General features: G+C 67.6%; 22 protein-coding genes. 8 read left to right on the top strand and 14 right to left on the bottom strand.

Going from position 1 to position 25,287, the window contains the following annotated elements; translation table 11 throughout:
* The first annotated feature begins 18 nt into the window (after window positions 1-18).
* Complete coding sequence (locus BMW87_RS11595; protein ID WP_093076653.1) at window positions 19-1,017, top strand: LysR family transcriptional regulator; 999 nt, start codon at window positions 19-21, stop codon at window positions 1,015-1,017.
* Here BMW87_RS11595 and BMW87_RS11590 read toward each other — a convergent pair.
* Genes BMW87_RS11590 through speD form a run of 4 tightly spaced genes read right to left on the bottom strand, consistent with a single transcriptional unit; the run spans window position 971 to window position 4,067 of the window.
* Window positions 971-1,546, bottom strand: a complete 576-nt coding sequence (locus BMW87_RS11590; RefSeq protein ID WP_093076394.1) for a hypothetical protein — start codon at window positions 1,544-1,546, stop codon at window positions 971-973. The genes BMW87_RS11595 and BMW87_RS11590 overlap by 47 nt on opposite strands.
* A 12-nt stretch (window positions 1,547-1,558) precedes the next feature.
* Window positions 1,559-2,962: an aminopeptidase P N-terminal domain-containing protein gene (locus tag BMW87_RS11585; RefSeq protein WP_093076392.1), complete on the bottom strand. Its 1,404-nt coding sequence runs from the start codon at window positions 2,960-2,962 to the stop codon at window positions 1,559-1,561.
* Window positions 2,959-3,672, bottom strand: a complete 714-nt coding sequence (locus tag BMW87_RS11580; RefSeq protein WP_093076651.1) for a nucleotidyltransferase family protein — start codon at window positions 3,670-3,672, stop codon at window positions 2,959-2,961. Before BMW87_RS11580 ends, BMW87_RS11585 begins: the two co-directional genes overlap by 4 nt.
* Window positions 3,673-3,686: 14 nt before the next feature.
* Entirely contained in the window at window positions 3,687-4,067 is a 381-nt protein-coding gene (gene speD, locus BMW87_RS11575) for an adenosylmethionine decarboxylase (RefSeq protein WP_093076391.1), read from the bottom strand.
* Between the two features lie 145 nt (window positions 4,068-4,212).
* Here speD and tkt point away from each other — a divergent pair, with 145 nt between their 5' ends.
* Together tkt and gap are read left to right on the top strand one after the other, a co-directional pair.
* Window positions 4,213-6,267 carry a transketolase gene (gene tkt / locus BMW87_RS11570; protein WP_093076389.1) on the top strand — a complete coding sequence of 685 codons (2,055 nt, stop codon included), beginning with the start codon at window positions 4,213-4,215 and terminating at the stop codon, window positions 6,265-6,267.
* A gap of 49 nt (window positions 6,268-6,316) precedes the next feature.
* Entirely contained in the window at window positions 6,317-7,318 is a 1,002-nt protein-coding gene (gene gap / locus BMW87_RS11565) for a type I glyceraldehyde-3-phosphate dehydrogenase (RefSeq protein ID WP_093076388.1), read from the top strand.
* 64 nt (window positions 7,319-7,382) lie between these two features.
* Here gap and BMW87_RS11560 read toward each other — a convergent pair whose 3' ends face one another.
* From BMW87_RS11560 to BMW87_RS11550, 3 genes are all read right to left on the bottom strand, one after another.
* Window positions 7,383-7,976, bottom strand: a complete 594-nt coding sequence (locus BMW87_RS11560) for a hypothetical protein (protein WP_256216732.1) — start codon at window positions 7,974-7,976, stop codon at window positions 7,383-7,385.
* Window positions 7,977-8,024: 48 nt separating this feature from the next.
* Entirely contained in the window at window positions 8,025-8,618 is a 594-nt protein-coding gene (locus BMW87_RS11555; RefSeq protein ID WP_093076386.1) for a YajG family lipoprotein, read from the bottom strand.
* Window positions 8,619-8,741: 123 nt separating this feature from the next.
* On the bottom strand, window positions 8,742-9,050 hold the full coding sequence (locus tag BMW87_RS11550; RefSeq protein ID WP_093055072.1) for a putative quinol monooxygenase: 309 nt from the start codon (window positions 9,048-9,050) through the stop codon (window positions 8,742-8,744).
* Window positions 9,051-9,163: 113 nt separating this feature from the next.
* Here BMW87_RS11550 and BMW87_RS11545 point away from each other — a divergent pair, with 113 nt between their 5' ends.
* Entirely contained in the window at window positions 9,164-10,489 is a 1,326-nt protein-coding gene (locus tag BMW87_RS11545; RefSeq protein ID WP_093076384.1) for an Nramp family divalent metal transporter, read from the top strand.
* Here BMW87_RS11545 and BMW87_RS11540 read toward each other — a convergent pair.
* The 3 genes from BMW87_RS11540 to BMW87_RS11530 form a co-directional block, all read right to left on the bottom strand.
* Entirely contained in the window at window positions 10,486-10,824 is a 339-nt protein-coding gene (locus tag BMW87_RS11540) for a protealysin inhibitor emfourin (RefSeq protein ID WP_093055076.1), read from the bottom strand. The genes BMW87_RS11545 and BMW87_RS11540 overlap by 4 nt on opposite strands.
* Entirely contained in the window at window positions 10,821-11,906 is a 1,086-nt protein-coding gene (locus BMW87_RS11535; protein WP_093076382.1) for a M4 family metallopeptidase, read from the bottom strand. Before BMW87_RS11535 ends, BMW87_RS11540 begins: the two co-directional genes overlap by 4 nt.
* A 78-nt stretch (window positions 11,907-11,984) precedes the next feature.
* A complete protein-coding gene (locus BMW87_RS11530) occupies window positions 11,985-12,914 on the bottom strand; it encodes a LysR family transcriptional regulator (protein ID WP_093055080.1) in 930 nt (309 codons plus the stop codon).
* Window positions 12,915-13,028: 114 nt separating this feature from the next.
* Here BMW87_RS11530 and BMW87_RS11525 point away from each other — a divergent pair, with 114 nt between their 5' ends.
* The 3 genes from BMW87_RS11525 to BMW87_RS11515 all read left to right on the top strand — a co-directional run bounded on the left by BMW87_RS11525 (window position 13,029) and on the right by BMW87_RS11515 (window position 15,588).
* Complete coding sequence (locus tag BMW87_RS11525; protein ID WP_093055082.1) at window positions 13,029-14,120, top strand: tartrate dehydrogenase; 1,092 nt, start codon at window positions 13,029-13,031, stop codon at window positions 14,118-14,120.
* Between the two features lie 72 nt (window positions 14,121-14,192).
* Window positions 14,193-15,203 (top strand): tripartite tricarboxylate transporter substrate binding protein, encoded by a 1,011-nt coding sequence (locus BMW87_RS11520; RefSeq protein WP_093076380.1) that lies wholly within the window; start codon window positions 14,193-14,195, stop codon window positions 15,201-15,203.
* Window positions 15,204-15,297: 94 nt separating this feature from the next.
* Window positions 15,298-15,588, top strand: coding sequence for a YciI family protein (locus tag BMW87_RS11515; RefSeq protein ID WP_093055086.1), 291 nt, complete (start codon window positions 15,298-15,300; stop codon window positions 15,586-15,588).
* Between the two features lie 20 nt (window positions 15,589-15,608).
* Here the strand turns inward: BMW87_RS11515 and BMW87_RS11510 are convergent, their stop codons facing one another.
* From BMW87_RS11510 to BMW87_RS11495, 4 genes are all read right to left on the bottom strand, one after another.
* Window positions 15,609-16,667 carry a pirin family protein gene (locus BMW87_RS11510; protein ID WP_218132224.1) on the bottom strand — a complete coding sequence of 353 codons (1,059 nt, stop codon included), beginning with the start codon at window positions 16,665-16,667 and terminating at the stop codon, window positions 15,609-15,611.
* Between the two features lie 160 nt (window positions 16,668-16,827).
* Complete coding sequence (locus BMW87_RS11505; protein WP_093055090.1) at window positions 16,828-17,250, bottom strand: VOC family protein; 423 nt, start codon at window positions 17,248-17,250, stop codon at window positions 16,828-16,830.
* 122 nt (window positions 17,251-17,372) lie between these two features.
* Window positions 17,373-19,040, bottom strand: a complete 1,668-nt coding sequence (locus BMW87_RS11500; RefSeq protein WP_093076378.1) for a ShlB/FhaC/HecB family hemolysin secretion/activation protein — start codon at window positions 19,038-19,040, stop codon at window positions 17,373-17,375.
* Entirely contained in the window at window positions 19,013-24,460 is a 5,448-nt protein-coding gene (locus tag BMW87_RS11495; protein WP_177192758.1) for a beta strand repeat-containing protein, read from the bottom strand. The genes BMW87_RS11500 and BMW87_RS11495 overlap by 28 nt, the downstream gene beginning before the upstream one ends.
* A gap of 127 nt (window positions 24,461-24,587) precedes the next feature.
* Here BMW87_RS11495 and BMW87_RS11490 point away from each other — a divergent pair, with 127 nt between their 5' ends.
* On the top strand, window positions 24,588-25,187 hold the full coding sequence (locus BMW87_RS11490) for a response regulator transcription factor (protein WP_256216731.1): 600 nt from the start codon (window positions 24,588-24,590) through the stop codon (window positions 25,185-25,187).
* Window positions 25,188-25,287: the final 100 nt, after the last annotated feature.

The following is a 25,287-nucleotide window of genomic DNA, read 5'->3' as shown; positions in this document are numbered from 1 at the left end:
GTCTTCATAATGGCCGCCATGTCCCCCGAGCTCCTGCCCGCCATTGCCGCCTTCGCCCGCGTGGCGCACCACGCCAGCTTCACGCGCGCCGCGCAGGAGCTGGGCGTGTCGCCCTCGGCCCTCTCGCAGACCATGCGCACGCTCGAACAGAAGCTCGGCGTGCGCCTGCTCGACCGCACCACGCGCCGCGTCGGCGTGACCGAGCTGGGCCAGCAGTTTCTCGAAGGTGCACAGCCCGCGCTGGCCGCGCTCGCGCAGGCGGTCGAAGGCATCGACGAGGCGCGCGACAAGCCGGCCGGCCTGCTGCGCCTGAATGTCTCGCGCGTGGCGGCCGAGCTGCTCTTCTTTCCGCACTTCGGCGCGTTCGCCGCCGCCTACCCGGACATCACGCTCGAGTTCGTCTGCGACAACCGCATGGTCGATCTCGTGGAAGGTGGCTTCGATGCCGGCATCCGCCTCGGCGAAAGCCTGGCGCAGGACGTGATCGCCGTGCCGGTGGGCGGGCCGGTGCGCATGGTCACCTACGCGGCGCCCAGCTACCTGAAGGGACGCAAGCTGCCGCGCACGCCCGAAGACCTGCGCGAGCACCAGTGCCTGAACTACCGCCTGACCACGGGCGGCATCTATCGCTGGGAATACGCGCAGGACGGGCGCGTGCTGGACGTCGAACTCGCCGGCCCGCTGGTCAGCAACGACAGCGACCTGCTGCTGGCGGCCGCGCGCTCGGGCGCGGGCATTGCAACGTCTTTCGAGGGCGCGGTGCGCGACGACTTTGCAAGCGGCAAGCTGGTGCCGCTGCTGGAGCCCTGGTGGCCGACCTTTCCGGGCTTCTACCTTTACTACCCCAGCCGTGCGCAGATGCCGCGCAAGCTGCGGGTGTTCATCGACTTCCTGCAGGCGCGGCATGCGCCGCCGCCGGTGTCGCAGCGGGCCGTCAAGAACGCGTCGGCACCGCGATCGCGCCGGCCCGCTACAGCTCGCGCACAGCGCGCGGCAACCGCTCGGCCAAAATCGTGACCAGCGAACGGGCTTCGGCCTCGTCGAGCGAAGGCGCGATCCTGAAGGTGCGCTGTCCGTAGTCGAACGCGATCGGTCCCATGCCCGCGCCGAACAGCGGCGGCATCGCGGCGCGTTGATTGCGGAAGATATCGAACGAGAACTCGACGACCCGCAGGCGCGAAATCGCATGGACCGCATAGGCGCGCGTGCGCCCCAGGCCCCAGATTTCGACGCGATGAACCAGCGACCCTTCTTCGACCGAAATCAGTTCGCGGCCGAAGACCTGCCACAGCACGCAGAAGAATGCCCATGCACCACCGAGGGTCCAACCCGTGAGCCAGAGCGTGAGGAACCACCGGTCGGTGTCGTGGCGGCTCGGGTGCAGCAGCTGGTTCGCGGCCGTGAACTCGCCGAAGCACCAGCCAGTCAGCCACACGCACATGAAGAGCAGAAGCAGCCAGTGCTTGCGCGCGGGCACCACGGCCCGAAGCCCGCCGCCGGGCGTCGTTTCGATGGCGTAGCGGGCGGCCAGCGGCTGGACGTTCATGGCGTCCGGGCGTCAGGCCCGCATCAGCGCCTCGATCTCGTCCGCCTTCACGGGCACGCCGCGCGAAATGAGCTCGCAGCCGGTGGCCGTGACGATCGCGTCGTCCTCGATGCGGATGCCGATGTTGTGGAACTGCTCCGGCACGCCGTCGGCGGGCCGCACGTAGATGCCGGGTTCCAGCGTCAGCACCATGCCGGGATGCAGGATGCGGCTGGGCCGGTTCTTGATGACCTCGTTCGACAGCGGATCTTTCCGCTCGCTTACCTCGCCGACCTGGGTGGGCTCGACGTAGCTGCCGCAGTCGTGCACGTCCATGCCGAGCCAGTGGCCGGTGCGGTGCATGTAGAACTGGAAGTAGGCGCGCGAGTCGATCACGTCCTGCACGCCGCCGACCTTGTTGGCATCGAGCAGGCCGAAGTCGAGCATGCCCTGCGCCAGCACCTTCACCGCGGCGTCATGCGGGTCGGTGAAGCGGTTGCCGGCCTTGGTGGCGGCGGCCGCGGCGTCCTGGCTGGCCAGCACCAGGTCGTACAGCGCGCGCTGCGGGCCGCTGAACTTGCCGTCGCCCGGAAAGGTGCGCGTGATGTCGCTGGCGTAGCCGTCGAGTTCGCAGCCCGCGTCGATCAGCACCAGCTCGCCCTTGCGCACCGGCGCCGCGTCGGCGCGGTAGTGCAGCACGCAGGCATTGGCGCCGGCCGCGACGATGGAGTAGTAGGCCGGGTACTGCGAGCCTCCGAGGCGAAATTCATGCAGCAGCTCGGCGTCGAGGTGGTACTCGCGCGCATCCTTGCCCTCGCGCAGCATGCGGGCCGACAGCTGCATCGCGCGGACGTGCGCGCGGGCGCTGATCTGCGCGGCGCGGCGCATGATGTCCTGCTCGTGCGCGTCCTTGATCAGGCGCATTTCGTCGAGCGGGCCGCACAGGTCGCGCTGTTCCTCGGGGCACAGCGCGCCGTAGCGCACGCGGGCGCGCACCGACTGAAGCCAGCCGTCGATGCGGGTCTCCAGGCCCTTGTGGATTGCGAACGGGAACCACACGGTCGAGCGGTTCTCGAGCAGCTTGGGCAGCTTCGCGTCGAGGTCGCTAACCGAGAAGGCCTCGTCGACGCCGAGTGCCGCGGGCGCCGCGTCGGGGCCGAGGCGGTAGCCGTCCCAGATCTCGCGCTCCAGGTCCTTCGGCGCGCAGAACAGCGTGGCGCGGCCGTCGCCCGCCAGCACCAGCCAGGCGTTGGGCTCGGTGAAGCCGGTCAGGTAATAGAAGTAGCTGTCGTGGCGATACAGGAAGTCGGTGTCGCGGTTGCGCGGACGCTCGGGCGCGGTCGGGATGATCGCGATGCCGTCCTTGCCCAGTTGCGAGGCGAGGCGCGCGCGGCGCTCTGCGTAGATCGTCGTCGTGGAGGCTGCTGCTGAAGTCATCTTGGCGTGGTGTTCAGTTGGGCGAGTCGTTCGGGGGTGCCCACATCGGTCCAGGGGCCGGTGTAGAGCTCGGCGCTCACGAGTTCATTGTCCATCGCGGCGCGCAGGATCGGCGCCAATGGGGCTTTGCGGCCGGCCGGGTTGCCGGGGGGGATGTCGCAGTACGGCGGTGCGAAGAGTGCGGCGCGGTAGAGGCCGATGGTCGAGAAGGTGAACTTCTGGTCGGCCGTGTTGAGCGCGAGGCCGTCCGCCGAGAGGCCGAAATCGCCCTTCAGGTTGTGCACCGGGTTCGGCACCAGCCACAGGTGCGCGAGCTTGCCGCTGGCGATGAAACGGTCGACCGAGGCCTGCGAGAAGGCGAAATCCGGCGCGAACACGTCGCCGGCCGCGACCCAGAACACGTCGCCGAGCAGAGGCAGCGCACGGATGATGCCGCCGGCCGTTTCGAGTGCGCCGCCGAAGTCGCGGCCCTCGTCGGAGTATGAAATTGATAGCGCAACACGCCCATCCAGCAAGGGAGTCAGGCCGAATCGGTCAGAAATCTGCGCGCCGAGCCAGTCGGTGTTGACCACCAGCTCGGTGAAGCCGCCGGTGGCCAGCGCCTCCATCGGCCACTGCATCAGGGGCTTGCCGCGCACTTCGAGCAGGGGCTTGGGCGTGGCGTCGGTCAGCGGCCGCATCCGCTCGCCGCGCCCGGCGGCCAGGATCATGGCTCGCACGGCGCTCACGCTGCGATCTGCCCGCGCCGCAGTTCGTTGCGCTCGCTATGACGGGGCTGGAACACCGAAATCAGGCACTCCATCAGCGCATGTGCCTTGGCCGAATGGTCGCCGCCGAAGTTGCAGACGTACACGTCGAGCGTCACGCCGCGCTGCTCGGGCCAGGTATGGATGCACAGGTGCGATTCGGCCAGCAGCACTGTGGCCGTGACCCCGCCCGGCCCCTGCGGCGTGGCGGGAAAGGAGTGAACTATCTTGCCCACCGCCTGCAGCCCCGCGGCCGATACCGCCTTGATGCAGACCGCCCCCAAGGCGGGGCCGTCGATGAGCCATTGGGGACCGCATTGGCAGTCGTGAAGGTCGGCGGTGAGGTGCAGCCCATGCATGGGTGGCAACTCTAGCAGTCCGCCCGCCGCACAAGAACATCGGAAGGGTGTTCAGGCTGTATCGGGGGCGGTTGGGGCTCGCCCGGTAAAATCACGGGTTCTCCCGACCCCAATCCTCCCTTTTCCCTCCGAAAGTCCACCGCACATGGCAAACCACGCCCTGATGGCCAACGCAATCCGCGCTCTGGCTATGGATGCCGTCCAACAAGCAAATTCCGGACATCCGGGCGCACCGATGGGCATGGCCGACATGGCCGTCGCACTCTGGGGCGAACACCTGCGCTACAACCCCGCCAACCCGCACTGGTTCGACCGCGACCGCTTCGTGCTCTCGAACGGCCACGCCTCGATGCTGCTGTACTCGGTGCTGCATCTCACCGGCTACGACCTGCCCATCGGCGAGCTCAAGAACTTCCGCCAGCTGCACAGCAAGACCGCCGGCCACCCCGAAGTCGATGTGACCCCGGGCGTGGAAACCACCACCGGCCCGCTGGGCCAGGGCATCACCAACGCCGTGGGCTTCGCGCTGGCCGAGAAGCTGCTCGCCGCCGAGTTCAATCGCAAGGACCACGACGTGGTCGACCATCACACCTACGCCTTCCTGGGCGACGGCTGCATGATGGAAGGCATCAGCCATGAAGCCTGCGCGCTCGCCGGCGCCTGGCACCTGAACAAGCTGATCGCGCTGTACGACGACAACGGCATCAGCATCGACGGCCAGGTCAAGCCCTGGTACATCGACAATGTCGCCGAACGCTTCCACGCCTATGGCTGGCACGTGATCGGCCCGATCGACGGCAACGACGCCGCCGAAGTGTCCAAGGCCATCGCCAAGGCCAAGCAGTCGACCGACAAGCCCACGCTGATCAACTGCAAGACCGTCATCGGCAAGGGCAGCCCGAACCGCGCCGGCACCGCCAAGGCGCACGGCGAGGCGCTCGGCGCCGAAGAAATCAAGCTCACGCGCGACGCCATCGACTGGCACTACCCGGCCTTCGAGATCCCGGCCGAGGTGTACGCCGACTGGGACCACAAGGAAGCCGGCGCCAAGACCGAAGCTGCGTGGAATGACAAGTTCGCCGCCTACGCCGCCGCGTTCCCCGAATTGGCCGCCGAGTTCACCCGCCGCATGAAGGGCGAGCTGCCCAAGGACTTCCACCAGGTCGCCTTCGACACCGTGGTCGCCGCCCACACCAAGGCAGAGACCGTGGCCAGCCGCAAGGCCAGCCAGCTCGCGCTCGAAGCCTTCACGGCCGCGCTGCCCGAAATGCTCGGCGGCAGCGCCGACCTGACCGGCTCGAACCTCACCAACACCAAGAGCACCGCCGCTCTGCGCTTCGATTCGAAGACCGGCGCCGTGGTCCGCACCGAGCCCACCGAACAGCACCCCGAAGGCCAGATCGGCCGCCACATCAACTACGGCGTGCGCGAATTCGGCATGGCCGCCATCATGAACGGCGTGTCGCTGCACGGCGGCTACATCCCCTACGGCGGCACCTTCCTCACCTTCAGCGACTACAGCCGCAACGCCATCCGCATGGCCGCGCTGATGAAGCGCCGCGTGGTGCACGTGTTCACGCACGACTCCATCGGCCTGGGCGAAGACGGCCCGACGCACCAGTCGATCGAGCACGCCGCCTCGCTGCGCCTCATTCCGAACCTCGACGTCTGGCGTCCGGGCGACACGGCGGAAACGGCCGTGGCCTGGGCCGTGGCGCTGCAGAACCAGTCGCGCCCCACGGCGCTGCTGCTGAGCCGCCAGAACATCGCCTACGCGGCGAAGTCGGAGCTGGGCGACATCAGCCGTGGCGCCTACGTGCTGTCCGAGCCGGAAGCCGTCGGCCTGAAGAACAAGAAGACCGTGGCCGTGATCATCGCCACCGGTTCGGAAGTGCAGCTCGCGATTGCCGCGCAGAAGCTGCTGGCCGACAAGAAGATCGCCGTGCGCGTGGTGTCGATGCCCTCGACCACCACCTTCGACCGCCAGGACCTCGCCTACAAGAAGGCCGTGCTGCCGAAGAAGTTGCCGCGCATCGCCGTCGAAATGGGCTGCACCGGCGGCTGGTGGAAGTACGGCTGCGCCGCTGTCGTCGGCATCGACACGTACGGTGAATCGGCGCCCGCGCCGGAGCTGTTCAAGCACTTCGGATTCACGGCGGAGAACGTGGCCGCTACGGTGGAAGCCGCATTGCGCGACTGATCGCGCCGGTTCACGACAAACAAGTTTTTCAACCTTAGGAGCAAGTCAGATGGCTATCAAACTCGGTATCAACGGCTTCGGCCGCATCGGTCGCAACGTGCTGCGCGCAGCAGTGCAGAACTTCAAGAACGACATCGAGATCGTTGCCATCAACGACTTGCTCGAGCCCGACTACCTCGCCTACATGCTCCAGTACGACTCGGTGCATGGCCGCTTCAAGGGCGAAGTCACGGTTGAAGGCAACACGCTGATCGTGAACGGCAAGAAGATCCGCCTGACGCAGGAGCGCGACCCTGCGCAACTGAAGTGGAACGAAGTCGGCGCCGACGTCGTGCTCGAATCGACTGGCCTCTTCCTCACCAAGGAAACGGCGCAGAAGCACATCGATGCGGGCGCGAAGAAGGTCATTCTGTCGGCACCGTCGAAGGACGACACCCCCATGTTCGTCTACGGCGTGAACGACAAGAAGTACGCCGGCGAAGCCATCGTCAGCAACGCCAGCTGCACCACCAACTGCCTGGCCCCGCTGGCCAAGGTGCTGAACGACAAGTGGGGCATCAAGCGCGGCCTGATGACCACCGTGCACGCAGCCACCGCCACGCAGAAGACCGTGGACGGCCCGAGCAACAAGGACTGGCGCGGCGGCCGCGGCATCCTGGAAAACATCATTCCTTCGAGCACCGGCGCAGCCAAGGCCGTGGGCGTGGTGATCCCCGAGCTCAACAAGAAGCTCACGGGCATGAGCTTCCGCGTGCCGACCTCCGACGTGTCGGTGGTCGACCTCACGGTCGAGCTGGTGAAGGAAGCCACGTACAAGGAAATCTGCGCCGAGATGAAGGCACAGAGCGAAGGCGCGCTCAAGGGCGTGCTGGGCTACACCGAAGACAAGGTGGTGGCCACCGACTTCCGCGGCGACCCGCGCACCTCGATCTTCGACGCCGAAGCCGGCATCGCGCTCGACGGCACCTTCGTGAAGCTCGTGAGCTGGTACGACAACGAATGGGGCTACTCGAACAAGTGCCTGGAGATGGTGAAGGTCGTTTCGAAGTAAGGCTTCGCGGCTTCAGCAAAAAACGCGCCTTCGGGCGCGTTTTTTATTGGGCTCTTGCCCACCGTTATCGCAGCTTCTCGTTCCTGCGAATTTCGCTGCTCAGCTGCGAGGTCAATCGCGTTGCAGCCCTTCGAGCCGCCAATCCGAAGTCGCCCTTGAACTCGCCGAACTCCGCAGTGCCGTTGCCCGTCGCACGCACGTGCGTGACCTCGGCGCCGGCAGCGTCGGTCACCACGCACGACACCTCGGCCGTGAACGAGGTCGGCGGCCAGCTGATGAAGGACGATGAACTGGAGTCGGTCTTGATGCGCGGCGCGAACACCAGCGACACGCCGGCCGCCTCGTTCGCCTTCGCGTCACCGGCGGTGCGCAGCACCACCACGTCGCGGTACACCGCGCGCAGCGCATCGCGGATCGACTTCTCCAGGTCGCGGTACGGGTAGTAGCTCACGCGGTCGCCGCTGCCGCCGGGGGTGATGACTTCCAGGTCGCGATCGGCATCGGTCATCACGTAGGCGACCTTCTTTTGAATCAGGTGCGCCTGCGAACGCTGCGGCGCGGTCTCGGTGATCATCGTGATCGGATGCACGCAGCCAGCGAGCATGGATGACACCAGGGCCACGAGTGCCGCGCCCGCGACACGTCGAATCGCGGTCATCGGAAGTAAGAAGAACATCATCATCGAAGCGCCTCCAGGCCTGTGACGTCAGCGGCCGATGGCGGCCACGAACTGCGGATCGGCATACACCTGCCGCAGCAAGGCGCGCACGAGGCGCGGGTACGCGGCCTGTCCGGCCGGCACGGCGACGATGCTCGCGTAGCTCGAATCGAAGGCGGTCTCTGCGCGGTAGGTCTTGCGCAGGCGTTGCGCGCCCTCGCGCGTGACGGTGACTTCGACGTCCATGCGGCCGGTGCCGTTGATCACGCCGAGGTCGATCTCGTTGACCAGGATGCGTGCCGCGATGCGCGTGGGCGCCTTCGGGTCGTAGACGGAGATTTCGCTGAGGTCGCGCATCAGCGCGTCCTGCAGGTACTGCGCGAAGCTGCCGCTGGGCGACAGCAGCCTGGCGCTGCGAAGGCGCACGGTGTTGACCTTTTCTTCCGGCTCGGTCGGTTGCGCTTTCACGAGCGCCACGGGGCCGGGGCGCGTGGCCTCGAGGCGGTCGAGCGTCTCGTAGTCGGCCGCGTAGGGCGGCGCCAGCAACGGCGCGCAGCCGGTCGTCAGAACCAGGGCGGCCAGTAGTGTGCCGGGCGCGAGCCAGGCGCGCAAGCGGAAACCTCGCGAACGAAAGATCGCCATGCCTGCAGTCCCTCTCTCCATGCGGCCGTGCGATGCATACATGGTGCATCCGCGATGCCTGCTCCCCGGCGCGACGGTAGCACGCATCGCGCGGCGCGCGAAGGCGGGAAACTCAGGCCGGCTTCAGACCGGTTCGAGCACGTGGATCAGCTTGCTCTCGGTGAACTCTTTCGTCTTCTCGCTGTGGGCCTTCATGTGCGGTGCAACCGCATGCGCCTGCAGATGTGCCAGCGTTTGCCATTTCTCGACGACCACGAAAGTGTCTGGGCCGAAGCTGGCCTTCGAAGTCGGGATGCCCTGCGCATCGACCGTGGCGCCGTATTCGATGCAGCCCTCTTCGGCCAGCACGGCCGCGCGGTTGGCGGCAAAGGCTTCGAGCAACTTGGCGCGCTGGCCTGGCTTGGCGGTGATGACGGCGACGACGTGAATCATTGAAAGAGTCTCCAGTAGCTAAGGTAGTAGGACGGTCGAATCTAAGAGATTCGGCGCCGTCGCGCTGGTCCGGTCCGCGACAACACCACGGCCTTGTCCCTATCATCGCCCGCATGTTCTTCCCGCTGCCCCGCACGGCCACTGCGCCCTTTTGCCCTTCCGAAGTGAAAGGCAGCGTGGCCGTCCCGCAAGACCTGCCTTTCTTCAAGAAGCTGATGCGCTACGCGGGCCCCGGCCTGCTGGTGTCGGTCGGCTACATGGACCCGGGCAACTGGGCGACCGACATCGAGGCCGGCTCTCGCTTCGGCTACGGCCTGCTGTTCGTGGTGCTGCTCGCGAGCCTCGCGGCGATGCTGCTGCAGACGCTGTGCGTGCGGCTGGGGCTCGTGGCGCAGAAGGACCTGGCGCGTGCCTGCCGCGAGCACTACTCGCCGCGTGTCAATCGCCTGCTGTGGCTCGGCGCCGAGCTGGCCATCGTGGCCTGCGACCTCGCCGAGGTGCTGGGCAGTGCGCTCGCGCTGCACCTGCTGTTCGGCGTGTCGATTCCGGTGGGCATCGCCATCACGGCCTTCGACACGCTGCTGGTGCTGGGCCTGCAGGGCGCGGGCTTCCGCCGTGTCGAGGCCATCGTGCTCGGGCTGGTCGGCACCATCGCGGGCTGCTTCGTCGTCGAGCTGGCGATGTCGCCGCCCAACTGGCTCGGCGTGGCGATGGGCTTCGGCCCGAGCCTGGAGCGGCTGCACCAGCCGGGCGCGCTGTACCTGGCCATCGGCGTCGTCGGCGCGACGGTGATGCCGCACAACCTGTACCTGCATTCGTCCATCGTGCAGACCCGGCTGATTGCCGACACCGATTCGGCGCGCCGCGAGGCGGTGCGCTTCTGCACGCTCGACGCGGTGGTGTCGCTGTCGCTCGCGCTGCTGGTCAACGCGGCCATCATGGTGCTCGCGGCCAGCGCCTTCCATGCCACGGGCCATCGCGAAGTGACCGAGATCGACGACGCCTACCGGCTGCTCGAACCCATCGTCGGCAGCGCTTTCGCGGCCACGTTGTTCGGCATTGCGCTGCTGGCGTCGGGGCAGAGCTCGACCTTCACCGGCACCATCGCGGGCCAGATCATCATGGAAGGTTTTCTCGACCTGAAGATCCCGTGCTGGCAGCGCCGGCTGATCACGCGCGGGCTGGCGTTGGGCCCGGCCTGGCTTGGCGTCTGGTGGTTCGGCGATGGTGGCGTGGGCAAGATGCTGGTGCTCAGCCAGGTGGTGCTGAGCTTCCAGCTGCCCTTTGCGATGTGGCCGCTGATCCGCTTCACGAGCAGCCGCGCGATGATGGGCGGCTTTGCCAACGGCCCGGTGGTGAAGTCGTTGGCCTGGCTCTTGTTCGGCGTGATCAGCGCGGCCAACGTGTGGCTGGTCGCCACGGTGGTCTCGGGCAACTAGCGCTTGCCCGCGTCCTTCCACAGGTGCACCAGCGCCTCGGGCGCCTCGGCTTCCGGCACCTCGAAGCTCACGGAAATCTTCTGGTCTTCTCCGGCGCTTTCAACGAGCACCTCGACACGGTAGTAGCGCTGGTCGCCGCTGGACAACGTGGCACCGGCCTGCCCCGCATGCGGCACCGCGCTTTGCAGCGCGTCGCCTATCTGCTGGCGCAGTTCGGCAGTGCAGTCGCCGAGCTGGAAGCTGCGCGGCTGCGACAGGCCGGGCATGTAGGCCAGCCCGCCCTCGCGCGTCACGCGCACGATGGTCGCTTTGTCCAGTGGCGGCAGGCGGATCATGGTGAGATCACTCCCACGGCCAGCCACGCGTCGGCCACCGCCTTGTGCACCACGCTGCCAGCGCCGAAGCGCTGCGAGGCGACGTCGGTGCTGAGCGTTGCGAAGGCCTCGAAATCGGCATCCTGGCGCAGGCGCTTGTCGCATACCGCGTCGTACCAGACACGGCCTGCGGTTTCCCACGCCTGCCCGCCGATGGCCATGGCCGCCAGATAGAAGGCGCGGTTCGGAATGCCCGAGTTGATGTGCACGCCCCCGTTGTCCTGCGAGGTGGTGACGAAGTCCTTCATGTGCGCCGGCTGCGGGTCCTTGCCGATCACCGGGTCGTCGTAGGCGGTGCCGGGCTCGGCCATCGAACGCAGGGCCTTGGCCTTCACGCTCGGCATGAAGAGGCCCGCACCGATCAGCCAGTCGGCCTGCTGCGCCGTCTGCCGCAGCGAGTGCTGCTTGACGAGCACGCCGAACACGTCGCAGATCGATTCGTTGAGCGCGCCGGGCTGCCCCTGGTAGATGAGCCCGGCCTCGTGGTCGATCACGCCGTGCGTGAGCTCGTGGCCGATGATGTCCACCGCGATGGTGAAGCGGTTCATGACCTCGCCGTCGCCATCGCCGAACACCATCTGCTCGCCGTTCCAGAAGGCGTTGTCGTAGTCCTTGCCGTAGTGCACGCTGCCGGTCAGCGGCATGCTCGCGCCGTCGATGGAGTCGCGCTCGTACACGTCGTGGTACAGCCGCCAGGTTGCGCCCAGGTAGTCGTAGGCCTCGTCGGCCGCGACGTCGCCGGTGGCGGGCTTGCCCTCGGTGCGCACCAGCTTTCCCGGCAGCGTGGTTGTGTGGCCTGCGTCGTGGATGGCGCGTTCCGGTGAATTCGGCCGCGCCGGGCGTGGCCGCGCGGCTGTCGTGCTCGCTGTGCCCGAGGCAAGCTTTGGCGGCACGAAGCCGCGCAGCGCGCGGTGCTCGCGATCGATCGTCAGCGTGTTCACTGCACGCGCGCTGATGGACGCGCTGGCGTGCTCGGCAAGGCGGCTCAGCAGGTACGGCGGTATGAAGCCGGGCGGCAGGATCTGCAGCGTGCGCGACGGCATGGGCGGGCCTTTCGTCGGGTGTCGATTGATTCAAAACACCGTAGCAGAAACACCCGTCCGCGCTTGTCGGATCGAAGCTCAAGCCCTCGGCGGCATGTCGTCTTTTCCGAGCGCGGCGGCCATGAAGTCGACGAAAGTTCGCACGCGTGCCGACAGCTGGTGGCGCTGCGGGTACACGGCGTAGATGTCGGCGTCGGGCGTGCGGTAGTTAGCCAGCACCTGCACCAGCCGGCCGCTGCGCAGGTAGCGCGCGATGTCCCACTCGGCGCGCATCAGGATGCCGTGGCCGTCCAGGGCCCAGTTGACCGCGATTTCGCCGTCGTTGGTGCTGAGCGCACCGCGCGTCTTCACGGCCTCGGTGCGCTGCGCCGTGCCGCGCCCGGTGCTCAGCCGCCAGATGCCATAGGCCTCGTCGCCCTGGCGGATGCCGATGCAGCGGTGGTGCGTGAGGTCGTTGGGCACCTTGGGCTGCCCGGCGCGCGCCAGGTAGGCGGGCGAAGCGCACAGCAGCCGCCGGTTCGACGCGATGCGCCGCGCGATCACGCGGGCCTCGGGCGGCGCGCCGAAGCGGATGCAGACGTCGAAGGCGTCGTCGGTCAGCGGCGGTGGATTGACCGAGAGCTGCAGCTGCACCTCCACCTGCGGATGCCTGCGTGCGAACTTCGAGATCAGCGGCGCCACGTGGCTGCGGCCGAAACCCAGCGTGGCGTTCACGCGCAGCAGGCCCTGCGCCTCGCCCTTCGCGCCGCCCAGCAGCTGCGCCATGTCGTCGATCTCGCCGAGGATGCGGCGCGCGTGCGCCACGTAGAGCTCGCCCTCGGGCGTGAGGCTCATGCGCCGCGTGGTGCGGTTCACCAGCGTGACGCCCAGGCGCGTCTCCATCTGCGCGAGCCGCTTGCTCACCGCGGGCGTGCTGATGCCGAGTTCGCGCGCCGCCGCGCTCAGGCTGCCGCAGGCCGCGAGCGAGGAGAAAAAGCCGAGGTCGGCGGGCTGGACCGGAGCAACCATGAGCGATCCGATTGTTGAACTGAGGTTAATGATGGATTCACTTTTGGCATGAATCGTTCGGCACATCGGATCCTACAGTGGGCCACCACCACTACAGCGCACACAAGGACATCGATGAGCAGCTACAGCATTGCCACCATCCCCGGCGACGGCATCGGCAAGGAAGTGATCCCGGCGGGGCGCCAGGTGATGGAGGCGTTGGCCGCGGCCTCCGGCGGCGCCCTGCATTTCAGCTTCGAAGACTTCGGCTGGGGCGGCGACTGGTACCGCGCGCACGGCGAGATGATGCCGGCCGACGGCCTCGACGCGCTGCGCAAGAAAGACGCGATTCTTTTCGGCTCCGCGGGCGATCCGCACATTCCCGACCACATCACGCTGTGGGGCCTGCGCCTGAAGATCTGCCAGGGCTTCGACCAGTACGCCAACGTGCGGCCCACGCGCATCCTGCCGGGCATCGACGGGCCGCTCAAGCGATGCGCGCCGGGCCAGCTCGACTGGGTGATCGTGCGCGAGAACTCCGAGGGCGAGTACGCCGGCGTCGGCGGCCGCGTGCACCAGGGCCACCCCATCGAAGCCGCCACCGACGTGAGCATGATGACCCGCGCGGGCGTCGAACGCATCATGCGTTTCGCTTTCAAGCTCGCTCGTTCGCGGCCGCGCAAGCTGCTCACCGTGGTCACCAAGAGCAACGCGCAGCGCCACGCGATGGTGATGTGGGACGAGATCGCGCTGCAGATCTCGAAGGAGTTCCCCGACGTGAGCTGGGACAAGGAACTGGTCGACGCCTGCACCGCGCGCATGGTCAACCGCCCGGCCTCGCTCGACACCATCGTCGCCACCAACCTGCACGCCGACATCCTCAGCGACCTCGCGGCGGCGCTGGCGGGCAGCCTGGGCATTGCTCCCACCGGCAACATCGACCCGGAGCGGCGCTATCCGTCGATGTTCGAGCCCATCCACGGTTCGGCCTTCGACATCATGGGCAAGGGGCTGGCCAACCCGGTCGGCACCTTCTGGTCGGTGGTGATGCTGCTCGAGCACCTGGGCGAGGCCGAGGCCGCGCGCCGCGTGATGGCTGCGGTGGAGCACGTCACGGCCAACCCGTCGCTGCATACGCGCGACCTGGGCGGCAGCGCGACCACCGAGCAGGTGACGCGCGCGGTGTGCGCGCACATTGCCGGCGAGCCCGTGCGGCTTGCGGCCTGACCGATTCGAGCGACACGACGGTATCCGCGCGCCTCGATGCGCGCATCACAACAACGAGCCGGAGACAACACCATGACAGCAGCTTTCTTCCCCCAGCGCCACCGGCGCACGGTGCTTCGGGCCGCGGCGCTCGCGCTCGGCCTCGGCGCCTCTGCGCTGGCGCTTGCGCAGCAGGCACCAGCCAACTGGCCGACGCGGCCCATCAGCCTCGTCGTGCCCTTCCCCGCCGGCGGCACCACCGACGTGCTGGCCCGCGCGCTGGCCGACAAGCTTTCGCAGTCACTCGGCCAGCCGGTGGTGGTCGAGAGCAAGCCCGGCGCCGGCGCCACGCTCGGCGCCGACTACGTGGCCAAGGCCAAGCCCGACGGCTACACGCTGCTCATGGGCGCGGTGCACCACACCATCGCCACCAGCGTCTACAAGAAGCTGCCCTACGACTTCCAGAAAGACCTGGCGCCGATCACCGTCGTGGCCATGGTGCCCAACGTGCTGGTCATCAACGCCGCGAACACGCCCGCGAAGAACGTGGCCGAACTGGTTGCGCTCGCCAAGGCCGAGCCCGGCAAGCTGGCCTACGGCTCCAATGGCAACGGCACGGCGCAGCACTTGATCGGCACGCAGTTCCAGTCCAGTACCGGCACCACGCTGCTGCACGTGCCCTACAAGGGCAGCGGCCCGCTCACCACCGACCTGCTCGGCGGCCAGGTGGCGATGTCCTTCGACACCATCACGCCGGTGCTTCAGCACATCAAGAGCGGCAAGCTGCGCGCGCTTGCCGTGACCACGGCGCGCCGCTCGTCGGTGCTGCCCGACGTGCCGACGCTGGAGGAAGCGGGGCTCAAGGGCTTCGACATCGGCACCTGGTTCGGCGTGCTTGCGCCGGCCGCCACGCCGAAGGAGATCGTCGCGCGCCTCAACGCCGAGATGGTGAAGATCATCCACTCGCCCGATTTCGCGCAGCGCATGCAGGCCATCGGCGCCGAGCCGCTGGGCGGCACGCAGGAAGAGATGGCGCGGCAGATCCGGGAAGAGACAGCCCGATTCGCGAAACTCGTCAAAGAGGGCGGAGTGGCGATCGACTAGCGAGCAGTCTGTTACGGGTGTGCACACCTCGCCCGGGCGGGCGTCTTGCCAAGGTCATAGGATCGGGGCTTCCGAATTCACCGCAGCCCTGCCCATGTTCATCGTCACCCTCACCTACATCCGCCCGCTCGAAGAAGTCGACGCGCTGATGGACCCGCACATGGTCTGGTTGAGGAAGCACTACGAAAGCGGGCTGTTCGTGGCTTCGGGCCGCCAGGTGCCGCGCACGGGTGGCGTGATCCTCGCCCGGTCGGGCGACCGTGAAGGGCTGGAGGCCGTGCTGGCGCGCGATCCGTTCGTGCAGGGCGGCGTGGCGCGCGCCGACGTGACCGAGTTCGTGCCCAGCATGACGGCCCCCAGCATCGAGGTGATCAAGACGTTCTGACGAAGAACGTCTTTTTTCGCTCAGGCTCCCGGCACTTCTTCGTGGCCGCCGGGGTGCCGCGCAAAGCGCGCGGCCTCGCGGTCGTGCACCGGCGCCGGATCGTCCCACGGCCAGCCCCCGAACTGCGTGCGGCGATAGTCGGCCATGGTCTGGCTGATCTCGGCCTGCGTGTTCATCACGAAGGGGCCGTACTGCGCCACCGGCTCGGCGATCGGGCGGCCCTGCAACACCAGGAACTCGCTCGTCTCGTCGTTGCCGTTGACGATCTCGACGGCCGCATCCGCGCGCAGCTCGACAGCGGCCGGGCCTTCCACGCGCTCGCCGGCAATGTGCGCCACCGCCCCCTTGAAGAAGTACAGCATGCGTCGCGTGCCTTCGCCCGTAGCGGCGGGCAGCGTCCATTGCGCGCCGGGCGTCATCTTCAGCGTCCAGATCGCCACGTCGGCATCGGCCTGGGCAGCCCATGAATCGGGCGGCGGCGCCAGCGGCTGGATCGGGTCCTGTCCGCTGGCGGCGTCGCCGAGCCGGCCCGCGATGACTGCAACCTCGGTGCGGCCGCCCTTCGCATCGTCGGAGGCGAAACGCGGAATGGCGTCGGACCAGAACATCGTGAAGTGCGGCTCGGCCATCTTGCTCCTGGCTGGCAGGTTGAGCCAGATCTGGAACAGCTCCAGCGGGTTCGGCGCGCCGGCGTCGAGCAGCGGGAACATTTCAGAGTGCACGATGCCCTTGCCGGCCGTGAGCCACTGCACGTCGCCGCCGCCGAAGCGCGCGGTGGCGCCCAGCGAGTCGGAATGATCGACGAGGCCCTTGCGCACGATGGTCACGGTTTCGAAGCCGCGGTGCGGGTGCGAGGGAAAGCCCGGCACCGTGTCGCCGTGGTACATGCTCCAGCCGTCCTTGCGGCTGAAGTCCTGGCCGATCTGGCGGCCGGCCAGCGAGGCCTCGGGGCCCATCTGGCCGTTGGCCTTCGGGTAGGCGTCGTCGTGGTAGACGCAGAACAGGAACGGGTCGATCGTCTGCCACGGGAAGCCGAGTGGCTTGACCTGGACGACGGGGCCCTTGTTGTTGTCGGACATTTCGATATTCCTTTCCATGTGGGGCGCGGCCGATGATGCCGTGCCAGTGGATGGAATGTCGGGGCGCCGCCGCCTTCCGGTAGAGGCCTTCCGTGCAACAGTGAAGAGCGCGTATGGAACGATGGGCATCGCTCTGGTTCTTCAGCGGCGTGGCGTTACATCACGGGTTCTGGTGCGCCACGGCGGCGTTCGGGTCCATGTACACCAGCTCCCACAGGTGGCCGTCGATGTCCTGGAAGCCATGGCCGTACATGAAGCCGTAGTCCTTCGGCTCGCCCGGGATGGTGCCTCCGGCCGCCTTTGCCTTGGCCACCAGCTCGTCGACTTCGGCGCGGCTCTCGCACGAGAGGCACAGCAGCACTTCGGTGCTCTTCGACGTGTCGGTGAGGCTCTTGGTGGTGAAGGTCTTGAAGAACTCCTCGACCAGCAGCATGACGTGGATGCTGTCCTTCTGGACGACCATGCACGCGGCGTTGGCGTCGGTGAACTGCGCGTTGAAGGTATAGCCCAGCGCGGCGAAGAAGGTCTTGGTCTTCTCGAGGTTCTTGACGGGGAGGTTCACGAAGATCTGCTTGGTGGCCATGGTGTCGTCCTGTATCGGTGGATGGATGGATGTGGAGGTGTTTCGCGGTGTCTTGTGTACACCGTCCACAAAAGATATCAAAGAAAATGGACGGCGTCCACATCTTTTTTCCAGGCGAGCATTCAGAACGCCACGGTCGCCTGCGCCCACAGCCGCGCGCCGCGGCGGCCATCGCTGGCCCGGCCCTCGGTGGCCCAGGCAGAGGTGAGCGAGAACGCCAACTTGTCCGTCGCCCAGCCCACGCCCAGACCGGCGCCGGCCAGATGCGCACGGTTGCTGGTGCTGCCGGTCCGGTTCCAGGCACGGTGGTTGAGCTGCACGCCTCCCGCGTCGTAGAAAGCTTGCAGTTGCCAGCCCGGCGCGGGCTGCCAGCGCAGGGCCGCACTGGCCAGCCAGCCTGCGTCGCCAAGGGCCTCGCCTTGCGCATAGGCCCGCACTCCGTTGTTGCCGCCCAGGCTGAATTTCTCCGCCGAAGCCAGGTTCCTGTCGGCCATCTGGCCGCCGAGGTTGAGTACCAGCGACCAGTTGGGGCGCAAGGCCTGCACGCGTTGCAACTGGTAGTTCAGCTTGCTGAAGTGCCCGGCGCTTTGGGTGCTGGCCGCGTCTTGCGCCAGGCTGTCATTGTCCAGCCGCAGTTGGCCGGTGGTCAGGTTCACGGCCAGGCTGTTGCCGGCAGCACCACCCAGCGTATCCTGCCAGTCGCCGTGCAGCCCCAGCACGACATTGCGCAGCTGGTGCACCGACGTGGTGGCGGTGCTGCCCACGGTGTCGCGCAGATTCTTGGCGTCCACCTGGAGCTGGGCATACCAGTTGTTCTCCAGGCTGCGCAGCAAGGGCTGGCGCACATACAGGCTGACGGTATCGGCCTTGCCGTCGGCATCCAGTGCCGCAAAGTCCTTGCCCAGGCGATAGTCGAGGTGCGACACGGCCACGCCCACGCGCGTGCCGCTGGCGCCCAGCGGCAGCTGGTAGCCCAGGCGCGCGTAGTGCATGCTGGTGTTGCTGGCCTGCAGCCGCAAGCTCATCTGGTCGCCCCGGTCCAGCGGATTGTTCCAGTACAGGCTGGTGCCCACGCGGTACTGCCCGGTGTAGGTGCTGCCGAAGTTGTCGATATCGGCAATGCCCTGGATGGCGCGGGTCTTGTCCACCTCCACCAGCAGGTCCGATGCCCCCACGGTCGTGCCCGGGCGCAGAGTGGACTGCACGCGGGTGCCCGGCAGGTCCGACAGTGTGAGCAGGGTGCGGTCCAGGCTTTGGGCTTGCACCGGGGCGTTCAGCGGCAGGGCGCTCAAGGGAGCAAGGGCCGAGTCCTTGAGGCCGGCGTTGTTGGTGATGCTGACCTGGCCCAGGTTGCCCTCCAGCACGGCGATGTCGAGCACGCCGTTCTTGAGCTCTTGCGCCGGCAGGTAGGCCCGGGCGACAAGATAGCCCGCCTCCCGGTAATGCCGCGTCACGCGCGCGGCCAGGCGGCTGAGGTCGGCAAAGGTCTGTTCCTTGCCGATGGCGTCGGCCAGCAGGCTTTCCAGGGCGGCGCTGCCGAAGGCGGTGTTGCCGCTGAAGTGGATGGCCACCACGCGAACCTGGGCACCGCCCTCGGCCACGCTACCGGCGCCGGGCTTGTCGATGGTCAGGGCCGGAGCTCCGGTGCTGGGGATCGGCTGCGGAGCACGGGGTTCCTGCAGGATCTGGCCGGCATCGGGGAGCGTGCGGACCTGGCCGACGGCGATGGTGGGAACCAGAGCCAGGGCGGTAGAAAGCAGGCTCAGCGGGATTCGAGGCGTGACATGCATGAAAGCTTGTTCTCGTTGCGGGTGAAGAAGTCGGTCGCGGGTTGGTCCATGTTCAGACCGCAATACTCGATGCGCAGCGGCTCGTGCGGATTGGCCGGCGGCTTCGGCCAGTCGGCCAGGCTGGCCACTGCGCGCTGCTGCGCATCGCCAAGCGACGGGTTGGCGCTCGACGGCACGGGGCTCAACGGCACGGGGCTGGATGGCACGGGGCTCGACGGAGCGGGGCTGGGCGCCGCCGCGCTGATCACCAGCGCACCGTCGACATAGCTCAGCGTGTAATTGCCCGAGCTCAGCCCGCCGGCCGCGATGCTGTAGCTGCCGGCCGCGGTGGCGCCCTGGGCGCTGCCGCCATAGACCAGCCTGCCGTTGAGCACGCTTGCGGTCTCGCCATTGACGAAGCCGCTGTAGCTGACGCCATTGCCGCCGCTGTAGGCACTGCCGTCGGCGACGCGGCTGTCGTTGTTGGCGGTGACCGTCAACGCGGCGGCGGTGATGCTGGCCGTGGTGGTGGCGCTGTTGCTGGCCAGCACGTAGTTGCCGGCATCGCTGCCGCTGATGGCGAAAGTCTCGGTGACAGTCTTGCCGGTGCCGGCGTTCTTGTCGCTGAAGCTGCCGCTCTGGCTCAGCGCCACGGTGTCGCCGCCGACCAGGCCGCTCAAACTGCCGCCGCTGACCGTGGCGGCAGTCGTGCCGTCATAGGTCTTGTCGGCCGCAGTCGCGCCGCTGACGGTCAGCGTGGCGGCATTGATGTTTGCCGTGGTCGCGCCGCTGCTGCTGGCCAGCACGTAGTTGCCGGCATCGCTGCCGCTGATGGCGAAAGTCTCGGTGACGGTCTTGCCGGTGCCGGCGTTCTTGTCGCTGAAGCTGCCGCTCTGGCTCAGCGCCACGGTGTCGCCGCCGACCAGGCCGCTCAAACTGCCGCCGCTGACCGTGGCGGCAGTCGTGCCGTCATAGGTCTTGTCGGCCGCAGTCGCGCCGCTGACGGTCAGCGTGGCGGCGGTGATGCTGGCCGTACCCGCTGAAATCAGGTCGTAGCCCTGCTGGCTGGAATACAGGCCGCCGACGGTGATGGCGTAACTGCCCACATTCTTGCTGCTGGTGTCGTAGCTCGCGGTCCCCAAGATGAGGCCGGTGTTGGCACCTGGATCGCTGAGGGTGTAGCTGCTGCTGAAGCTGGTCGTGCCGTCATAGGTCTTGCTGACGTTGCCGGCCGTGACGGTCAGCGCGGTCAGGAAGCTGCGCAGCAAGGGCATGGTGTTGCCCTCGTAGATGCGCCACACCGTGCTGGTGCCGCCGGTGGTGGCGATGTCCCAGCCGGCGGCGCTGTAGATGCTGGCGCTGGTGGCTTCGCTGCCGCTCAGGCCGCGCGTCAGCGCATCGACCGACCCCGCTTGGGTGCCAACGCCAGTGTTGCCCGCACCGAGCCAGAACGATGCCGTGATGCTGCCGGCGTTGTGGCCCACCAGGCTGCCCAGAACGCCGGAGCTGCTGACGGCGCCGGTGGCGTAGGTGTTGAGGACGCTCCCGGCATTCCAGCCCATCAGGCCGCCTGCATAGGCATTGGACGCACTGACGGCCCCGGTGGCGTAGGCATTGCTGATGCTGCCAGCGCCGCTTCGGCCCACCAGACCGCCGGCATAGTCATTGGATGCACTGACGGCGCCCATGGCGTAGACATTGTTGATGCTGTTGGTGCCGCTGAAGTTGAAGCCCACCAGCCCGCCCACGTCGTCCGTGCCCGTGGCGGTGCCGATGGCGTAGGAACTGCCGATGCTGCCGCTGTTGCGGCCCACCAAGCCGCCCACCGCGGTGGTCCCGCTGACGGCCCCCGTGGCGTGGGCGGCGCCGATGCTGCCGTCGTTGAGGCCCACGAGGCCACCGACATTGATGCCGGAACCACTGACGTTACCCGTGGCGTAGGCATCGCTGATGCTGCCGCTGTAGTTGTAGCCCACCAGGCCGCCCAGGGAGGCGACACCGCTGACAGCTCCCGTGGCATGGGCGTTGCCGATGCTGCCGAGGGAGTTGTAGCCCACCAGGCCGCCCACGACCCCAGCTGCGTTGGAACTGCTGACAGCGCCCGTGGCGTATGCATTGCTGATGCTGCCAAGGTCGAGAAGGCCCGTCAGTCCACCGACATGGTTGCCCGCGCTGGTGACGGCACCAGTGGCGTATGAATTGCTGATGCTGCCGCGGTTGTAGCCCACCAGGCCACCGACATCGTTGCCGGTGCCATTGACGGCGCCGGTGGCGTAGGCATCGCTGATGCTGCCGCCACTGCCGGCGCTGTGGCCCACCAGGCCGCCGACATCGTTGCCGGAGCCATCGACGGCACCCGTGGCGTGGGCACCACTGATGCTGCCGGCGTAGCTGAATCCCAGCAGGCCACCAACGCTGTCGCCGGCGCCATTGACATCGCCCGTGGCAAAGGAATTGCTGATGTTGCCGCCGAAGTTGAAGCCCACCAGGCCGCCCACACTGTTGGCCCCGCTGACGGTTCCCGTGGCGTAAGCATTGCTGATGCCGCCTTCGTTGTGGCCCACCAGACTGCCCACCTCGTCGCGGCCGGTGACTCTGCCGCCCAGCAGGCCGACGCCTTGGATCACGCTGCTGCTGCCGGCCTGGCCGAACAGCCCGACCTTCGACGTCGTGCCGCGGTTGATCACCAGGTCAGTGATGGTGTGGCTTTGGCCGTCCAGGCTGCCGCTGAACGCCACCGTGTCATTGCCCACCGGCGAGAAGCCGGCCGTGGTCCACATGCCGCTGGGGTTGGCGCCGGCGGTTTCGCTGGCGTCGACATCGGCGGCCAGGCTGTAGCTGGCGGAGAGGTTGTAGGCCATCAGCTGCAGCTGGTGGGCGTTGCGGATGCTGGTGGAGTACTCGCTGTACAGGAACGGGCGGGTCGCGCCTTCGACCATCACCCACTGCGGGTTGCCGCTGCCGTCCTTGGCCACCCACACGCCGGAGCCCGAAACCGTTTCGGTCCAGGTGCCGAGGTTGGTATAGCTGCCGTGGCTGTAGGCGGTGCCGCTGGTGACAGCGTTGACGCTGGTGACCGTGCCGCTGTTCGTACCCACCGCGGCGCCTTGGCCCGTGGTGCTGCTGTCCCAGTAGGCGTTGCCGATGCTGCCGTCGTTCAAGCCCACCAGCCCGCCAACGTTGGCGCCCCCCGAGACGCTGCCGGTGGCATAGGCGTTGCTGATGCTGCCAAGGTTCCAGCCCACCACCCCACCGACGTAGCTGGTTCCCGAGGCGCTGCCGGCGGCATAGGCGTTGCTGATGCTGCCAGCGTTCACGCCCGCCAGCCCGCCGACGGCGGTGTCTCCTGAAACGCTGCCGGTAGCATAGGCGTCGTTGATGCTGCCGCCGTTCGTGCCTGTCAGCCCGCCGGCGGAGCCGGCAGTTGCCAAAACGCTGCCGGTGGCATAGGCGTTGCTGATCGTGCCGCCGTCGTTCCAGCCCACCAGCCCGCCGGCGTTGAAGCCGGCCGCCGAAACGCTGGCCGTGGCATAAGCGTCGCTGATGCTGCCGCTGTTCCAGCCCGCCAGCCCGCCGACGTTGTCGCTGGTTCCGGCAACGCTGCCGGTGGCATGAGAGCTGCTGATCGTGCCGTAGTTCCGGCCCACCAGCCCGCCGACGTCGTCGCCAGTTGCCGAAACACTGCCGGCGACATAGGCGTTGCTGATGCTGCCGCTGACGCCGCTGTAGCCTGCCAGGCCGCCGACGCGGTCGCCGCCCGACACACTGCCGCCGACCAGGCCCAGATCACGGAGGGTGCCGAAGTTTTGCGCGAACAGGCCCACGTAGTCGGCGCTGCCGGCGCTGATGGTCAGGTTCGAGATGGCATGGCCCAGGCCTGCAAAGCGGCCGCTGAAGGGGGTGCTGGCCGAGCCCACCAGCGCACTGGTGTAGGTGATGCCGCCGGCATCGAGGTCCTGCGCGAGCGCGTAGTTGCCGCCCAGGCCGGTGCTGTCAATGGCATCGAGCTGCGCCATGCTGTGGATCAGCGTGTAGCTGGTGCCATTGATGCCCAGCGTGGCGTTGGCACCGCTCAAGGTGATGGGCGCCTTCACGTTGTAGTCGGTGCCGCTGGTGACCGTTCCTGTGCTGGCGTAGTTGCCGTGGTTGAGCACCAACCCGGCGCTGGTGCCCGTGGCAGTGATGGCTGCATTGATGTTGATGTCGTGGTACGCATTCAGCGTCAGCGTGGTGTTGGCCCCCCAGCTCACCGCCGCGTTGACGTTGATGTCGCCGCTGTCCGTGCCCGTGCTGTTGTCGGTGGCCAGCGTGACGTTGGTCGTTGCCAGGTTGGCCGACAGCGTGTCGGCGCCGATGCCGCTCGTGGTGCCGGCCGCGCTGCCGGCGCTGACGGTGAAGTCGGTCGGGTCGACCAGCCAGGTGCCGGTCTTGCCTGTCTCCGACAGCGTGCTGACCTTCGCCCCACCGGCCACCTGCACATGCGCGCCGCTGGTCTCGATGAAGCCGCCGTCGTGGGCGCCGCTGGCCGAGGCGTCCAGCGTGCCCGCCACCTTGACGGTGCCGCCGGTGAGGCCGCCCAGCAAGAGGATGGTGCCGCCCGCGGCATCGATGCCCTTGGCTTCGATCACGCCCTCGTTGTTGACCACCGTGTTCAGCAGCGCATCCTTGGCGCTGGCCGTGAGGATCACCTTGCCGTTGTCGGCGCGGATCAGTCCCTTGTTCTCGGCCAGGGCGTTCAGGGTGCCTTCGTCCACCTGCACCGACAGCAGCCTGCTGCCGCTGAAGTCCAGCGTGATCTTGTCGCCCGCGGCCAGTGCCGCCGTGCCGTTGGCGGTGGTGATGGTGCCGCTGTTGCCGGCCTGCTTGCCCAAGAGGGCCACGTAGCCGCCGGTCAGGCTGCCCTGGTTGACCACCGTGCCCTGGCCTCCATTCGCGCTGAAACTGCGTTTGCCGGCCAGGAAGTCGGCATCGCTCAGGCTCAGCGTGGAGGCCACCAGGCCACCGACGTTGACGCTGGCCGTGCTGCCGAACAGCACGCCGTTGGGGTTGAGGATCCACACCTGACCGTTGGCGCTCAGGCTGCCGTTGATGACCGAGGACTCGGAGCCAACGACCCGGTTCAGCGCAATGGCGCTGGCACCGGGCTGCACGAAGTTGACGCGTTCTCCGGCGGCAATGCCGAAGCTGGCCCAGTTGATGGACAGGTTCTGGCTGGCCTGGGTGATGGTGGTGGTGGCGCCGCTCTGGCTGATGCTGCCGCTACCGGCGCTCACGCTGCCACCGCTGGGGCCAGCCCACGCGCCGCTGGCCAGCAGCGCCACACAGAGCGCCACGACGGCAGCGCCACGGCCTGACGACTTGCCGCGCCCCTTGGCGGTCTCGGGGGCAGGCACGAAGCGTGCGGCGGCGTCGCTCCAGACGAGGCGGTAGGCGTGGTTCATGGAGAAATAGCCCCTGTTTTTTGCATGAAAAAATTGCATGCTGCCCAGGGCGCACCGGCCCGCATATAGTCAATATTGACTGATTGAAACTCTTTGCAACCAATGTTTTAATTTGCGCATGTCGCTCATGCATTTGCTGCTCATCGACGACCACGCGCTTTTCCGCTCGGGTCTGCGTCTGGTTTTGCTGCAGGGCATGGCCGACGTCGAGGTATTGGAGGCGGCATCCCTGGAGCAAGCCGTGCGCACGACGGACGAGCCCCCCGCGCTGGTGCTGCTCGACATCCAGCTGCAGGGTGTCAACGGACTGGAGGGGCTGGGGCTGCTTCGGCAGCGCTGGCCACAGGTGCCGGTGGTGATGCTGTCCTCCATCGCGACGCCCGACACCATCGCCCAGGCCCTGGCACGCGGCGCGGCGGCTTTCGTCTCCAAGGGCGATACCCCGGACAAGATCATCTCAGTGATTCGCCAAACCCTGGCGCATCTGCAGCAGCCGCCCCTCGCCGGCACCGCCCCGGCAAAGCCCACCGTGCCCCGGCTGACCCCCCGCCAATGCGAGGTGCTGGACCTGCTGTGCGAGGGTCTGCCCAACAAGCTCATTGCCCGGCGCCTGCAGGTGTCGGAGTTCACCGTGCGCGGACATGTGCAAGCGGTCCTGGGCTTGCTGGGGGTCAACAGCCGCTCGCAGGCCACGTTTGCGGCACGCCAAAACGGGCTGATTGGTTAACCGGACTTGCGCAACGCCCCCTGTCCGCCCGAGGGCGGACAGGGGGCGTTGCGTAAGCAAATCCTCAACGTGAAACAGCGCAGGCCCTGGTAGTTTCCGA

Source organism: Variovorax sp. OV084, assembly GCF_900111625.1.
Classification (GTDB): Bacteria; Pseudomonadota; Gammaproteobacteria; order Burkholderiales; family Burkholderiaceae_C; genus Variovorax.
Note: the sequence above shows the minus strand (reverse complement) of the source record. Positions and strands in the feature narration are given on the sequence as shown.